This window comes from Sphingobium sp. TomTYG65, from assembly GCF_055395525.1.
Window position 1 is genome coordinate 1013840 of record NZ_AP027330.1, and the last position, 14211, is coordinate 1028050.

The 14211-nt window shown below is 63.2% G+C and carries 12 protein-coding genes, 1 tRNA gene and 1 pseudogene; 11 read left to right on the plus strand and 3 right to left on the minus strand.

Annotation, left to right across the window (positions count from 1 at the left end; all coding sequences use genetic code 11):
- Positions 1-46 precede the first annotated feature (46 nt).
- The 5 genes and pseudogenes from ACZ5Y5_RS04960 to ACZ5Y5_RS04980 all read left to right on the plus strand — a co-directional run.
- On the plus strand, positions 47-1675 hold the full coding sequence (locus ACZ5Y5_RS04960) for an alpha-D-glucose phosphate-specific phosphoglucomutase (RefSeq protein ID WP_464810077.1): 1629 nt from the start codon (positions 47-49) through the stop codon (positions 1673-1675).
- Between the two features lie 62 nt (positions 1676-1737).
- The gene (locus ACZ5Y5_RS04965) at positions 1738-2445 is read left to right on the plus strand and encodes a DUF2490 domain-containing protein (RefSeq protein WP_464810078.1); all 708 of its coding nucleotides are present in this window, start codon (positions 1738-1740) and stop codon (positions 2443-2445) included.
- A 69-nt stretch (positions 2446-2514) separates the two neighbouring features.
- Positions 2515-3615 (plus strand): redox-regulated ATPase YchF, encoded by a 1101-nt coding sequence (ychF, locus tag ACZ5Y5_RS04970; protein WP_464810079.1) that lies wholly within the window; start codon positions 2515-2517, stop codon positions 3613-3615.
- 4 nt (positions 3616-3619) lie between these two features.
- Entirely contained in the window at positions 3620-4150 is a 531-nt protein-coding gene (locus ACZ5Y5_RS04975) for a DNA-deoxyinosine glycosylase (protein WP_464810080.1), read from the plus strand.
- Between the two features lie 45 nt (positions 4151-4195).
- Positions 4196-4663, plus strand: a pseudogene (locus tag ACZ5Y5_RS04980) (MaoC family dehydratase); the annotation flags it as partial.
- A gap of 2 nt (positions 4664-4665) precedes the next feature.
- On the opposite strand, the gene ACZ5Y5_RS04985 reads toward ACZ5Y5_RS04980, so the two are convergent.
- Positions 4666-5208 carry a hypothetical protein gene (locus ACZ5Y5_RS04985; protein WP_464810081.1) on the minus strand — a complete coding sequence of 181 codons (543 nt, stop codon included), beginning with the start codon at positions 5206-5208 and terminating at the stop codon, positions 4666-4668.
- A 2-nt stretch (positions 5209-5210) separates the two neighbouring features.
- A complete protein-coding gene (gene mutL, locus ACZ5Y5_RS04990; protein WP_464810082.1) occupies positions 5211-6995 on the minus strand; it encodes a DNA mismatch repair endonuclease MutL in 1785 nt (594 codons plus the stop codon).
- Between the two features lie 160 nt (positions 6996-7155).
- On the opposite strand from mutL, the gene ACZ5Y5_RS04995 reads away from it, so the two are divergent.
- The 6 genes from ACZ5Y5_RS04995 (at position 7156) to ACZ5Y5_RS05020 (ending at position 13036) form a co-directional block, all read left to right on the plus strand.
- The gene (locus tag ACZ5Y5_RS04995) at positions 7156-8202 is read left to right on the plus strand and encodes a rod shape-determining protein (RefSeq protein WP_007685698.1); all 1047 of its coding nucleotides are present in this window, start codon (positions 7156-7158) and stop codon (positions 8200-8202) included.
- An 18-nt stretch (positions 8203-8220) separates the two neighbouring features.
- Positions 8221-9135: a rod shape-determining protein MreC gene (gene mreC / locus ACZ5Y5_RS05000; protein ID WP_464810083.1), complete on the plus strand. Its 915-nt coding sequence runs from the start codon at positions 8221-8223 to the stop codon at positions 9133-9135.
- Complete coding sequence (gene mreD, locus ACZ5Y5_RS05005; RefSeq protein WP_464810084.1) at positions 9132-9659, plus strand: rod shape-determining protein MreD; 528 nt, start codon at positions 9132-9134, stop codon at positions 9657-9659. Before mreC ends, mreD begins: the two co-directional genes overlap by 4 nt.
- A complete protein-coding gene (mrdA, locus tag ACZ5Y5_RS05010; RefSeq protein ID WP_464810085.1) occupies positions 9656-11725 on the plus strand; it encodes a penicillin-binding protein 2 in 2070 nt (689 codons plus the stop codon). The genes mreD and mrdA overlap by 4 nt, the downstream gene beginning before the upstream one ends.
- A complete protein-coding gene (gene rodA, locus ACZ5Y5_RS05015) occupies positions 11722-12837 on the plus strand; it encodes a rod shape-determining protein RodA (protein WP_464810086.1) in 1116 nt (371 codons plus the stop codon). The genes mrdA and rodA overlap by 4 nt, the downstream gene beginning before the upstream one ends.
- Before the next feature lie 123 nt (positions 12838-12960).
- Positions 12961-13036, plus strand: a tRNA-Lys gene (locus ACZ5Y5_RS05020).
- A gap of 112 nt (positions 13037-13148) precedes the next feature.
- Here ACZ5Y5_RS05020 and ACZ5Y5_RS05025 read toward each other — a convergent pair.
- Positions 13149-14204, minus strand: coding sequence for an NAD-dependent epimerase/dehydratase family protein (locus tag ACZ5Y5_RS05025; RefSeq protein ID WP_464810087.1), 1056 nt, complete (start codon positions 14202-14204; stop codon positions 13149-13151).
- Positions 14205-14211: the final 7 nt, after the last annotated feature.

The following is a 14211-nucleotide window of genomic DNA, read 5'->3' on the forward strand; positions in this document are numbered from 1 at the left end:
CGGGCCATAGAGGAACCTGACTTTCCATTTTCCCAAGGGGATGCGGGTGATCCAGACCGTCGCGACGAAGCCTTTTGCCGACCAGAAACCGGGCACATCCGGATTGCGCAAGAAGGTCCGCATTTTCCAGCAGCCCCATTATGCGGAAAATTTCGTCCAATCGGTGTTCGACAGCCTGGAAGGGTTCGAAGGGCAGACGCTGGTCGTGGGCGGCGACGGACGGTATCTGAACCGCGAAGTCATTCAGATCGTGCTGAAGATGGCGGCGGCCAATGGCTTCGGGCGGGCGTTGGTGGGCAAGGGCGGCATCCTGTCCACCCCTGCGGCTTCGCATCTGATCCGTTCTTCGGGAGCATTTGGCGGCCTTGTGCTGTCGGCCAGTCATAATCCGGGCGGCCCGGATGAAGATTTCGGGATCAAATATAATGTGTCGAACGGTGGTCCGGCTCCCGAAAAGGTGACGGACGCCATCCACTCCCGGACCTTGGCGATCGACAGCTATCGCATACTGCAGGCCGATGACGTAGATATCGACACGCCAGGCAGCAGCGATCTGGGCGGCATGACCGTTGAGGTGGTCGATCCCGTAGCGAGCTATGCCGACCTGATGGAGCAACTGTTCGACTTTGCTGCGATCAGGCGCATGATTGCGGAGGGCTTTACCCTTTCCTTTGATTCCATGAGCGCTGTTACCGGCCCTTATGCGGTCGAGATATTCGAAAAGCGGCTCGGCGCGCCTGCCGGGACCGTTCGGAACGCAACCCCCCTCCCCGACTTCGGCCATCATCATCCGGACCCCAATCTGGTCCATGCCAAGGAACTATATGACCGCATGATGGCGGCGGATGCGCCGGACTTTGGTGCAGCTTCGGACGGCGACGGCGACCGCAACTTGATCATCGGACGGCATTGCTATGTGACGCCATCGGACTCGCTTGCAGTGCTGGCGGCCAATGCGCATCTCGCGCCGGGCTATGCGGACGGCCTGAAGGGCATCGCCCGGTCCATGCCGACCAGCGGCGCGGCCGACCGGGTTGCGGAAAAGCTTGGCATCCCACTTTATGAAACGCCGACCGGCTGGAAATTCTTCGGGAATCTGCTGGACGCGGGCATGGCGACGATTTGCGGCGAGGAAAGCGCCGGGACCGGGTCAGACCATGTGCGGGAGAAGGACGGCATCTGGGCTGTCCTGCTGTGGCTCAACATATTGGCTGTTCGGCGGCAGAGCGTGGCGCAGATCATGGCCGAACATTGGGCGACCTATGGCCGCAACTATTATGCGCGGCATGATTATGAGGCCATCGCCAAGGATCGCGCCGATGCGCTTATGGCAGCGTTGCGGGACAAGCTAGCGGCGCTGCCGGGCACGGTGAATAGCGGCGGCACCGTGAAGAGCGCGGACGACTTTGCCTATACCGATCCCACAGATCAGTCGATCAGCCGCAATCAGGGGATCCGCCTGTTGTTCGACGATGGATCGCGCATCGTCTTTCGCCTGTCGGGCACCGGCACGGAAGGCGCGACCCTGCGCGTCTATATCGAGCGCTATGTGGGCCAGGGGGGCGATCTGGGGTTGGAGACGGCGGAGGCGCTGGAGCCGCTGGTTCGCGCGGCTCAGGAAGTGGCCGACATTGCAGGCTTCACCGGAATGGAGCACCCAAGCGTCATCACCTGACCGGTCACGAAAAGTTACGTTCAGGACATGGCGAGGCAACGGCAAACGCCTAATGGCGCGCCATGTCCCGCTTTCAAATTCGCCGCGCTCTGGCGTCGGCTGCCTGCTTCATATTAGTGCCCTGGCTGAATGTCGCATCCGCCAAAGCCGCTACCGCGGGGGATGAACAGGTCTGGATGAACCTGACCGCCATGGGTCCGGTGTCGGGCGATCTCATCTATTTCGCGGAGATCCAGCCTCGTATCGGCAATGGCGTGTCGCGGGTGGATCAGACCATATTGAGAGGCGCGGTTGGCTGGAAATTCTCACCCAGCCTGTCGGTCTATCAGGGCTATGCCCATGTGATCTTGCCGACACAGGCGGGCCGTGAGGTCAATGAGGAGCGGAGCTTCCAGCAGATCAGCTGGACGATCGGCAAGCCCTGGAACGGCGAACTGTCTTCACGCACGCGGCTGGAGCAGCGATGGCGCTCCGATGGCAACGGCATGGGATGGCGACTGCGGGAGATGCTGCGCTACGAAAAGCCGCTCAGGCCGGGAAGCGAGGCGGTCAACGCGCTCGTCTATGCTGAGGGCTTCGCCGCGCTCAACAGCACCGATTGGGGGCAGAAGGCCGGATTCGACCAGCTGCGAAGCTTCGTCGGCGCTGAGATCAAGCTGATGGGAAAGTCTACGGCGGAAATCGGCTATCTGAACCAATATGTCGAGCAGGGTAGCGGCGCCAAGCGGATGAACCATGTGGCGGCGATCACACTCTTCTTCCGGCACTGAGCACAGGCTGGCCTTTGGCCAAGGAACAGGCTATCGGCGCGGCCATCATTTTGACGTGAAGGCTGATCCATGGGTTTTCGTTGCGGTATCGTCGGGCTTCCCAATGTGGGCAAGTCCACCCTGTTCAATGCGCTGACCGAGACGCAGGCGGCGCAGGCGGCGAACTATCCCTTCTGCACGATCGAGCCGAACGAAGGCCGCGTCGCGGTGCCGGATGATCGCCTGCAGACCATTGCGAAGATCGGCGGGTCGGCCAAGATCATCGAAACCCAGCTTAGCTTCGTGGACATTGCCGGCCTGGTGCGCGGCGCGTCCAAGGGCGAGGGTTTGGGCAACCAGTTCCTCGCCAATATTCGCGAGGTGGATGCGATCGTCCATGTGCTGCGCTGTTTCGAGGATGACGACATCACCCATGTCGAGGGCAAGGTCGATCCGATTGCCGACGCGGAGACGGTAGAGACCGAACTGATGCTGGCGGATCTGGAAAGCCTGGAGAAGCGCGTTCCCAACCTCGCAAAGAAGGCTGCGCAAGGCGACAAGGAAGCCAAGGCCGCCGCGTCGGTGCTGGGCCAGGCCCTTGATTTGCTGCGCGACGGCAAGCCCGCTCGCCTCACCGTTCCCAAGGATGTCGAGGAAGAACGCCTCTTCGCGCAGGCCCAGCTGCTGACCGCCAAGCCGGTCCTCTATGTCTGCAACGTCGAGGAAGAGAGCGCGGCGACGGGCAATGCCCATTCGGCGCGCGTGTTCGAAAAGGCGGCGGCGGAAGGCGCGAAGGCGGTCATCGTCTCGGCTGCGATCGAGGCTGAACTTGTCACGATGCCGATCGAGGAGCGCGCGGAATATCTGGAAGCGCTGGGCCTCACCGAAGCGGGCCTCGCACGGATCATCCGGGCCGGATATGAACTGCTGGGCCTCATCACCTTCTTCACCGTGGGGCCAAAGGAAGCGCGGGCCTGGACGGTCACCAAAGGGTCGAAGGCTCCACAGGCCGCGGGCGCGATCCATACCGATTTCGAGAAGGGCTTCATCCGCGCCGAGACCATGGCCTATGCGGACTATGTCCAGTTCAATGGCGAGGCCGGGGCCAAGGAAGCTGGCAAGTGGAGGTCCGAAGGCAAGGATTATGTGACACAGGACGGCGACATCATGCTGTTCCGGTTCAACGTCTAAGCCCATGGCGCTGCGCCCCGGCCAAATGCCTGCGCAGCGCAAAGCCGCCTTTCCGCCGAGCGTCGATGAAGGCACGCGGCTTCTGATCCTGGGCAGCCTGCCGGGCGACGCATCGATCAAGCAGGGCGAATATTATGCGCATCGGGGCAACGCCTTCTGGACGCTGATGGGCGGCGTTCTGGACGAGGATCTGCGCGCCCTGCCCTATGCCATGCGGCTGAAACGGCTGCGGGCGCGCGGGGTCGGCCTGTGGGACGTGATCGAAAGCGCAGACCGCGACGGAAGCCTCGACAGCGCCATACGCGGGGCGGAGTTGCGGGACCTTTCGGCTTTCGTTGCCCGCCTGCCCAAGCTCGAGGCCGTCGCGTTCAATGGCAAGACGGCGGCGCTGCATGGGCGGCGGCAGATCGGGACGGCGCAAGAGCTGACTCTCATCGATCTGCCATCCTCCAGCGGCGCCTATGCCATGCTCTCGCGCGAGAAGAAGGCGCAGGTCTGGCAAGGCTTGCGACAGTGGGTCCATTCGCAAGATTGACGTTAACGTAAGGCACCCTTAGATTGCAGCCAATCAAGGAGCCACGTCATGGAAGAAACCGTTTATTTCGAGGATGTGGCTGTCGGCGACACCATCCATTTCGGACCGCTCACCGTGACCCGGGAAGAGGTCATCGCCTTTGCTGCGGAATATGATCCCCAGCCTTTCCACTTGTCCGATGAGGAAGCAGCAGCGACTCATTTCGGCAGCCTTTCCGCCAGCGGATGGCAAAGTACCGCGCTGTTCATGAAAATGTTCGTCGCCGAAATGCAGAAGGTGCCCGGGCGGCAGGAAGCCAGCCTGGGCGCGGTCGGGGTCGATGAGCTGCGTTGGTTAAGGCCGGTGCGTCCGGGCGACACCCTGCGGGGAAAATCTGAAGTCATCGAGACGAAGGCGTCGCGCAGCCGGCCGGAAATGGGCGTGGTGCGCAGCCAGGTGACGATGGTCAACCAGCATGACGAACCGGTGATGACGATGAAGCCCATCGCCATGTTCCGCACCAGGCCCGCCTGACATCAGAAGTCTTTGTCGGTATCGGCCGATGGAAGCGGCCGGTTAGCGGCGGCATCGGCAGCCATGATGCGAATTTCGCGTCCAGGCGCGTCGGCAATCTGGACAGTGTGCAAACCTGGCTGAAGATCGAACCAGACGATCTTGCGAATCCCTGAACATTCCGGCCCATGGCCGTGATCGGCCGAGGGTTGAGACGCGCTGCCGGTCACTATGTCCACCCACGCCGGGGCGGAGAGCGCGATGCCGATGCGTGCGGGCGCTTTTAACGCCAGGGTGAACAGGCCCCCATAGCTTTTGGCGTCACTCTTGCCAGGGGTCACGGCAAACTGCACCTGCGCGACCGGCCGGAGTGTTGCCCCGAGCGGCTTACCCAGGATCAGGCGCGGCGCGGATGCCGCTTCACCACCCGCTATGGCGTTGCCGCTCTGCATCCAACTCGTCCAGGGTTCCGGCGGCGGCGGTGCGTCCTTGCACATCGCTGAAGGTTCCGCGTGCGCCAGCGGCGGCATCAGGCACCAGGCGAGCAGGAAGACGGTCATGCGCATCGTCACTTCCTTCCGAACAGCTTTTCTATGTCGCCATGGCCAAGCTTCACCCAAGTCGGCCGTCCATGATTGCACTGCCCGCTACGGGGCGTGATTTCCATCTCACGGAGCAGCGCGTTCATCTCCGCCACGCTCAGCACGCGACCGGCACGAACCGAGCCGTGGCAGGCCATGGTGGCAGCGACCAGATCGAGCCTCTCCTTGAGCGACAAGGCGCTGTCATAGGCGGCAAGATCATCGGCTAGGTCGGACACGAGCCCCTGCACATCGCCCTGCCCCAGCATCGCGGGGGTCGCGCGGACCAGCATGGCGGCCGGCCCGAACCGCTCCAGTTCCAGACCGAATTCGCGTAATTCCTCTATCCGCGTTTCGAGACGATCACAGGCGGGTTCGTCCAACTCGACCACTTCGGGCAGCAGCAGCGCCTGGGCCGCAACCCCCTGCCCATCCATGGCGCGGCGCATGCGTTCGAGCGTCAGCCGCTCATGCGCCGCATGCTGATCGACAATCACCAGCCCATCCTCAGCCTCCGCGACGATATAGGTGCGCGCCACCTGGCCGCGCGCGACGCCGAGAGGGAAGCTGGAACCCTCTGGAGCAGGTGCGGCAGCGGGTTCGGCCCGGGCCTGTGGCGGCGGAGCGGTAAAGGTGGGGCGGCGGTCCGCGAAACCAGCCGGGGACGGCGCGGCATAGGAGGAGGGAAAGGCCGTCTCAAAGATCGGCAGGGCGCTGATCGGCGTGGGAGAGACAGGCTCCGTTCTCCACGCTGCGAGCCCGGCGGGGTCAGCTTGCTGCACCGATCGAAAACCTTCGGCGTCCAAAGCGCGGCGCAGGCCCGAGACGATCATGCCGCGGATCAGCGCCGGGTCACGAAAGCGCACCTCGGTCTTGGCCGGATGGACATTCACATCGACTTCCAGCGGCGGGACGTCGAGGAACAGGGCGACGACCGGATGACGGTCTCGCGCCAGCATATCCGCATAAGCGCCCCGCACCGCGCCGACGAGCAGGCGATCGCGTACCGGGCGGCCATTCACGAAGAGGAACTGATGATCGCCCACACCGCGATTATAGGTCGGCAATGAAGCGACGCCCGACAGGCGAACGCCCTCCCGCTCCAGCGAGACGATGACGTGATTCTCGGCAAGCGCCCGGTCCGTCAGCGTGGCCACGCGATCCTCCCGCGCTTCTCCCCCCTGCACGCCGAGCGCACGCCGGCCGTCATGCTCCAACGTAAAGGCTACCGAAGGATGCGCCATGGCGAGGCGGCGCACGATGTCGAGGCAGGCGGCATATTCCGCCTTGGCCGAGCGAAGGAATTTGCGGCGGGCAGGCACGCGGGCGAACAGTTGCTCGACCGTCACCCGCGTGCCGGGCGGGAGCGCCGCGGGACCTTCCGATACCAACGCGCCATTGTCGATCGTCCGGTTCCAGCCATCCTGTCCCTTGGGGCGGCTGTCGATCGAAAGCAGGGCGACGCTGGCGATGGAGGGAAGCGCTTCACCGCGAAAGCCAAGGGTCGACACATTTTCTATGGCGTCATCCGGCAATTTAGAGGTCGCATGCCGCTCAAGCGCGAGTGCGATTTCCGCCGGCGCCATGCCGCAGCCGTCATCGCTGACCTCGATCCTGTCGAGGCCGCCATTGGCTAACCTTATGGAAATGCGGGACGCTCCGGCATCCAACGCATTTTCAACAATTTCCTTCAGCGCGCTGGCGGGTCTTTCAACCACTTCACCGGCGGCGATGCGGTTGACCAAATGTTCAGGCAGGCGGCGTATTGACATTGATTAGTGACTAGCCCAAGCGAGCGCTTTCCGCGAGCCGTTGCCCCCGAAAATTTTGCCTCCCCACATGGCGGGGATGACAGGGACGCCGGAACGTGGCAGGGACCTCCGAACGCCCCGGTTCGCGTCGCCGGGACGGGCGGGCTGAACAGGAATGCGCATGTCGATCTTTTCGCGACTTTTCAAACTCTCCTCCCAGGATATGGCTATCGATCTCGGCACGGCTAACACCGTTGTCTATGTGCGTGGCCGCGGGATCGTACTGAATGAGCCGTCGGTCGTGGCGGTGGAGACGCTGAACGGCGTGAAGCGGGTCAAGGCCGTGGGCGACGACGCCAAGTTGATGATGGGCAAGACCCCTGATTCGATCGAGGCGATCCGTCCTCTGCGCGACGGAGTCATCGCCGACATCGATGTCGCCGAGCAGATGATCAAGCATTTCATCACCAAGGTGCATGGCGGCAAATCGCGGCCCTGGCGTTTCCCAGAAATCGTGATCTGCGTTCCGTCGGGTTCGACCAGCGTCGAGCGCCGCGCGATTCGCGACGCGGCTAGCAATGCGGGTGCTTCTCAGGTGTTCCTGATCGAAGAACCGATGGCGGCCGCAATCGGCGCCGACATGCCGGTGACTGAGCCGATCGGTTCGATGGTCGTCGATATCGGCGGCGGCACGACGGAAGTCGCGGTGCTGTCCCTCCGCGGCCTTGCCTACACCACCTCGGTACGCGTTGGTGGCGACAAGATGGACGAAGCAATTGTGTCCTTCGTGCGCCGTCATCACAATCTGCTGATCGGTGAGGCCACCGCCGAGCGGATCAAGAAGCAATTCGGTGTTGCACAGCCGCCTGAAGATGGCGTCGGTGAGACGATCCACATCAAGGGCCGCGACCTGGTGAACGGCGTGCCCAAGGAAATTTCGATCAACCAGGGCCAGATCGCCGACGCCCTGGCCGAACCGATCAGCACCATCGTCGAAGGCGTGCGCATCGCTCTGGAAAACACCGCCCCTGAACTGGCGGCGGACATTGTCGATCAGGGGATCGTTCTGACTGGCGGCGGCGCGCTGCTGAAGGGCCTGGACGATGAACTGCGCGACGAGACCGGCCTTCCCGTCACCATCGCCGAAGATCCGCTGACCTGCGTCGCGATCGGCACCGGCCGGGCGATGGAGGATCCGATCTTCCGAGGCGTGCTGCAGACCGCTTAAGGTCGGGGAGACCACCACATGGCGCGGCCACCCAGCCGACGTCCCGGCCACAACCGCAAGGCGCAGTATAGCCTGTTCGCCAGCTATGTGGTGGCGATGACGGGTGCGGCTGTCGGCCTGCTGCTGATCGGGGTCGCGATCTTCGATCCCACAGGGTTTGCAGCGATCCGGACGGCGACAGCAGAAATCTCGCGCCCAGCCTCGCTTGGACTGCGCAATATGGTGAGCGGCGTCAGTTCGATCGACGAAATCCTGACGGCTTATTGGCGCGCCGGGTCGCAGAATATCGCGCTGCGCCATCAGGTTGAGGCGGATCGCAACCGCATCATCGAAGCAAAGGCGATCGCGCAGGAAAATCTGCGCCTGAAGAGGCTGCTGAAACTGGTGGATGAGGATCAGAGCGATCTGCTGACGGCGCGCCTAATTTCCTCCTCTTCCTCCAGCCCGCGTCGGTTCGCCCGGTTGAATGCAGGACGCTGGCAGGGCGTTCGGCCGGGCATGCCGGTGCGTGCGTCCGAAGGCCTGGTCGGCCGCATCCACAGCGTAACACCCAACACGGCCGAAGTGCTGCTGCTGACGGACAGCAGCAACATCGTGCCGATCCGCCGTGCCACCGACAGCGTTCCCGCCATTTCGACGGGCCTTGGCGACGGGACAGTGGAAATCCGTTCGCTCGCGGCGGGCCGCAATCCGTTCAGCCCCGGTGACATCCTCGTCACTTCGGGCGTGGGTGGCATCTACCAGCCCAATATCCCCGTTGCGGTGGTCGTGCGGATAGAGGGCGAGATTGCCTATGGCGTGCCGCTCGCCAACCCGTCCAAAGTCGATGCCGTGGTCGTCGAACGCTCGTTTGAGGAAGCCGTGACGCGCGGCGAGCCTGCTCCTGCGGAAGGCGCAGTGCCGGACGTGGCGAGCAACGCCACCGCGCCATGATCGACCCGCATCTCCAGCATGTTCCGCGGCTGGGGCGGCATCCGTCGCGCTTCCGACTGACCGGCACGCCAGTGATCACGGTCATGCTGGGATCGGCGATACCGGTGCTGCCGGTTATCGCCCAAGCCCCGGTCATGCCGCCTTTCGGCCTGCTGCTCCTCCTGTCCTGGCGCCTGCTCCGCCCTGAACTGTGGCGGGCGTGGATCGGCCTGCCGCTCGGCTTGTTCGATGACATCATGAGCGGCCAGCCCGTCGGTTCTGCCATGTTCCTGTGGACGGTGATGCTGATCGGCATCGACGCCATCGAACATCGCATGGTATGGCGCAGCTACCGGCAGGACTGGCTAATCGCGTCCGCCGGGATTATCTTCTGCATTGCCGGCGGGGTGTTTTTCGCGCGCATCACCGGCGGAGGAAACATCAAGCTGCAATTGGTCGCGCCGCAAATGCTTTGGACGGTCCTGCTCTTCCCCTTCGTGGTGCGTCAATGCGCCCGGATCGATCGCTGGCGCGTGATGGCATGAAGCTGCCCAGGCTCAAGCGGAAGACCGTTACCGAAGCATCGCTGTCCTTTACCTTCACCCGCCGGGCGATGGTGGTGGGTGGATTGCAAGCGGGCATCGGCGCACTGCTGATCGGCCGGATGGGCTGGATCAGCGTTGCGGAGAATGAAAAATATAACGTCCTGGCGGAAAGCAATCGCGTCAACCTGACGCTGATCCCGCCGCGGCGGGGCTGGATACTTGACCGGAATGGCAAGGCGCTGGCGAACAACCGAACGGATTTTCGCGTCGACCTCATCCCGGAGCGGGTCACCGATCCTGAAGGGACGATCCGCAGCCTGACCCATTTGCTGGCGCTGGCACCCGAGGAAGTCGATCGCATCCGGACGGAGTTGGACAAGTCGCCGGGCTTCCGGCCCGTCCAGGTCGCCGAGAAGCTGACCTATGATCAGTTCGCGGCCGTCAGCGTCCGATTGCCCGACCTGCCCGGCGTTGCGCCGAGCCAGGGCTTTTCCCGCTATTATCCAGCAGGCGCCACGGTCGGGCACCTGCTGGGCTATGTGGGCGCGGCGTCGGCCAAGGATTTTGAAGAGCGTAAGGATCCGCTGCTGATCACGCCCGGGTTCAAGGTCGGCAAGGACGGGCTGGAGAAATCATTCGACCGGGAGCTGACCGGCAAACCCGGCGCGAAGCGGGTGGAGGTGACCGCGCGCGGCAAGATCGTGCGGGAACTGACCACGCGGCCCGACATGCCAGGCCACGCCATCAAGCTGACGATCGATGCTGGTCTGCAGGAATATGCCGGTCGGCGACTTGCGACACAGAGCGGATCAGTTGTCGTCCTCGATTGCCGGAATGGCGACGTGCTGGCGATGGCGTCGATGCCCAGCTTCGACCCCAACAGCTTTTCAGACGGCATCAGCCATCTGGAGTGGGAAATGTTGTCGAAGGACGACCATATCCCGTTGCGCAACAAGACGCTGCAGGGTCTGTATCCGCCCGGCTCCACGGTGAAGCCGATGGTAGCGCTGGCGCTGCTCGAAGCCGGCATATCGCCCGCGGACCGGGTCAATTGCCCAGGCGCCATTCGCGTGGGGAACACGCTGTTCCACTGTCACAAAAAGCGGGGGCACGGGTCGCTCGACATGCGCGGGGCTATCGCGCAGAGCTGCGACATCTATTTCTATCAGATGGCGCAGCGCATCGGCATGGACCGTATAGCCAGCATGGCCCGGCGCGTGGGCATGGGCCAGAAATTTCCCCTGCCCTTCCCCAGCCAAAGCTACGGCACGGTTCCCGATCCTGCCTGGAAGCTCAAGAAATATGGGCAAAAGTGGCAGGTCTATGACACGGTGAATGCGACGATCGGTCAGGGCTATATGCTTATCAACCCGCTGCAGATGGCGGTCATGGCGGCGCGGCTGGCGACCGGGCGGCAGTTGATGCCCAATTTCCTTCTGGGCGCGCACAGGCCGGAACCCGAGCCTGTCGGCGTGCCCGAAGAGCATCTGGTTACGATCCGTGACGCGATGAGCGCCGTGGTCAATGGCGGAGGCACTGGCGGCGCGGCGCGGATGAGCATTCCAGGCGTCATGATCGCAGGCAAGACCGGCACGGCGCAGGTCCGCCGCATCACCATGGCCGAGCGCGCAGGCGGCGTGCGCGGCAATGCGTCGCTGCCCTTCAAACTGCGGGACCATGCCTTGTTCCAAGGCTTCGCGCCGTTCGACAATCCCCGATACGCCATTGCGTGCATCATCGAACATGGCGGTCATACCAACCGCCTTGAGGACGCGCCCATGATCGCCAGCGACACGATGTCGTTCCTGTTCGATCAGGCGAAAGCTATGGAAAAGCTGGAGACGTTGGAAAAAGGCTGGGGCGGACCACCCGGAGAGCGGCTGGCGCGCCAGATGGGGGCGTTCCGGCTCGCCAAGGCGATCGAGAAGGGAGAAGCTCCTCCCCCAGCTGCCAACGCGAGCGAAGCTGCCAACGCCGCGGGGAATGCCGCCAACGCGACGCCTGGCGCGCCCGGCGATGATGACGCCCCGCCCCCGCCCGGCCCCAACGCAGGGGCCGCGCAATGAGCATCATCCCGCAACCCCTCACCGAATTTCCCTGGCGGGTGCTGGGCATATTGCTTGCGATCGCAGGCTTCGGCACGCTGGTTCTCTACAGCGCGGCCGGAGGCAGCATCACGCCGTGGGCGATCAACCAGGGCGTGCGCTTCGTCATTTTCTCCGCGATGGCGTTCGGGCTGAGCCGTGTGCCGCTTGAGTTGTTCGCCCGCTTCGCCTTTCCCGCCTATGGCGCGGTGTTGATGTCGCTGGTGCTGGTGGAACTGATCGGCGGGGTCGCGGGGGGCAGCCAGCGCTGGATCAACCTGGGCTTCATGCAGTTACAGCCTTCCGAATTCATGAAGCCGATCATCGTGCTGGCGGTGGCGCGCTTCTACGCCTTGCTGCCGGTCGGCGAGATACGGCGGTGGACCGCCATCTGGCCCGCGCTGGTGCTGATAGGTGTGCCCTTCTCGCTGGTGCTGGTGCAGCCGGACCTTGGAACAGCGACGATGATCGCGGCGGGCGGGGTCACCGTCATGTTCCTCGCTGGGCTGCCCTTGCGCCTGTTCGTGGGATCCGGACTTGCCTTTGCCGCGATCGTGCCGATCGCCTTCAGCTTCCTGCATGATTATCAGCAGAAACGCGTCCTGATCTTCATGGACCCGGAAAGCGATCCGCTAGGCGCTGGCTATCATATCAGCCAATCCAAGATCGCGATCGGGTCGGGCGGCATCTGGGGCAAGGGGTTCCTGAAAGGCACGCAGAGCCATCTGGATTATCTGCCCGAAGGCCATACCGACTTCGTCTTTGCCACGATGGCGGAGGAATGGGGGCTGGTCGGCGGCATATTCCTGATCGGCGCGTTTCTGCTCCTGTTCCGCTGGGGCATCGGCGTGTCGCTGCGAACGCAGGACAAATTTGCGCGGCTGGTCGCGGCGGGCCTTACCACCACCATTTTCTTCTATGTCGCGATCAACCTGATGATGGTGATGGGGCTCGCGCCCGTTGTGGGCATCCCCCTGCCCTTCATGTCCTATGGCGGATCGTCGATGCTGACCGTGATGCTGTGCATCGGCATCGTCATGGCCATCGAGCGATCGACCCGGCGCGGAGGTCAGCGGCGTGGAAACTGGGGCTAAAGGCCCACGCCGCTAAAAATTTCTGCAGCAAGGCAATTTACTGTTTGCAAAGCTGGACGACAATGCTAACTGCCCGCCCACGCCACGGCGAGCCCCCAAGTGGGATCATCCGAAAGCGAGTGTGGACGCATAGCTCAGTTGGTAGAGCAGCTGACTCTTAATCAGCGGGTCCTAGGTTCGAGCCCTAGTGCGTCCACCATTTTCCCAAACATCATAATAGATTAACCCAGCCGCACTACCCGACGCATGCACGCATCGGGACAGCTGGCCGCAGGCTCTAAAAAGGCGCAGGGCCTGGGACCGCCGCCGCTCTATTCGGCGGCAAGACCCGCACTTGAAGCAGGCGCGGTTCCGGTCATTGCAGCGCCGAAAGCGTAGCTCGACGATTGAGCGAACAGCTCCTTTTCAAAAAAGGCGCAGGTGATCGCCAATCCCTCGCTCAGCGGTATCCGCGGCTCCCAACCTAGCAGCTTCCGCGCTCGCCTTATGTCCGGGCGACGGCGGCGGGGATCGTCAACGGGCAAGGGTTTGCGGATGACGCGGGACGTCGTGCCGGTCTGCGCCTGGATCAGTTCCAGCAGCTCGCGGATGCTATATTCTTCCGGATTGCCCAGATTGACCGGCTGAAGGTCTGTGATGCGCGATTCCATCAAGCGCATGAGCCCATCCACCATGTCGGAAACATAGCAGAAGCTGCGCGTCTGCGATCCGTCGCCATAGATGGTGATGTCGTTGCCCGACAGCGCCTGGCAGACGAGGTTGGAGATCACCCGTCCATCGTCGGGATGCATATTTGGCCCGTAGGTATTGAAGATGCGCGCCACCCGCACATCCGCACGGCCTAGGCGGGCGAAATCGAACGCCATGGCTTCTGCGGCGCGCTTGCCCTCGTCATAGCAGGCGCGCGGTCCGGTGCAGTTGACCCAGCCGCGATAATCCTCCCGCTGCGGATGCGCTTCCGGGTCGCCATAGACTTCGCTGGTGGAGGTCAGCAGGAAACGCGCGCCATTCTGCTCCGCCAGGCGCAGCAGACGATCGGTGCCGACGACGCTGGTCAGCATCGTGTGTTCAGGGTCCGCCTGATATTGCGGGGGAGAAGCGGCGCAGGCGAGATTGTAGATGCGGTTGATGTCGCGGCGACGCGTCACGGCGTCGGGCAGCGGATCGACGATGTCGGCGCGAATGAAGGTGAAGGCGCGATGCCCTTCCAGCATTTCCAGGTTCACTTCGCGTGCCGTCTGCAGATTGTCGAGGCAAAGCACCTCATACCCCTCCTCCAGCAGCGCGCGACAAAGATGGGAACCGATGAATCCGGCTCCGCCTGCGACCAAGGCGACATTTTTTTTCATATTTTCCATCCGTTTCATCCTGGGT

Excerpts from the sequence above, each read along its gene's own strand:
- ACZ5Y5_RS04965 (WP_464810078.1), top strand. The coding sequence starts at position 1,738 with ATGTCCCGCTTTCAAATTCGCCGCGCTCTGGCGTCGGCTGCCTGCTTC.
- ychF (WP_464810079.1), top strand. The coding sequence starts at position 2,515 with ATGGGTTTTCGTTGCGGTATCGTCGGGCTTCCCAATGTGGGCAAGTCC.
- ACZ5Y5_RS04975 (WP_464810080.1), top strand. The coding sequence starts at position 3,620 with ATGGCGCTGCGCCCCGGCCAAATGCCTGCGCAGCGCAAAGCCGCCTTT.
- ACZ5Y5_RS04985 (WP_464810081.1), bottom strand. The coding sequence starts at position 5,208 with ATGCGCATGACCGTCTTCCTGCTCGCCTGGTGCCTGATGCCGCCGCTG.
- mutL (WP_464810082.1), bottom strand. The coding sequence starts at position 6,995 with ATGTCAATACGCCGCCTGCCTGAACATTTGGTCAACCGCATCGCCGCC.
- ACZ5Y5_RS04995 (WP_007685698.1), top strand. The coding sequence starts at position 7,156 with ATGTCGATCTTTTCGCGACTTTTCAAACTCTCCTCCCAGGATATGGCT.
- mreC (WP_464810083.1), top strand. The coding sequence starts at position 8,221 with ATGGCGCGGCCACCCAGCCGACGTCCCGGCCACAACCGCAAGGCGCAG.
- mreD (WP_464810084.1), top strand. The coding sequence starts at position 9,132 with ATGATCGACCCGCATCTCCAGCATGTTCCGCGGCTGGGGCGGCATCCG.
- mrdA (WP_464810085.1), top strand. The coding sequence starts at position 9,656 with ATGAAGCTGCCCAGGCTCAAGCGGAAGACCGTTACCGAAGCATCGCTG.
- rodA (WP_464810086.1), top strand. The coding sequence starts at position 11,722 with ATGAGCATCATCCCGCAACCCCTCACCGAATTTCCCTGGCGGGTGCTG.
- ACZ5Y5_RS05025 (WP_464810087.1), bottom strand. The coding sequence starts at position 14,204 with ATGAAACGGATGGAAAATATGAAAAAAAATGTCGCCTTGGTCGCAGGC.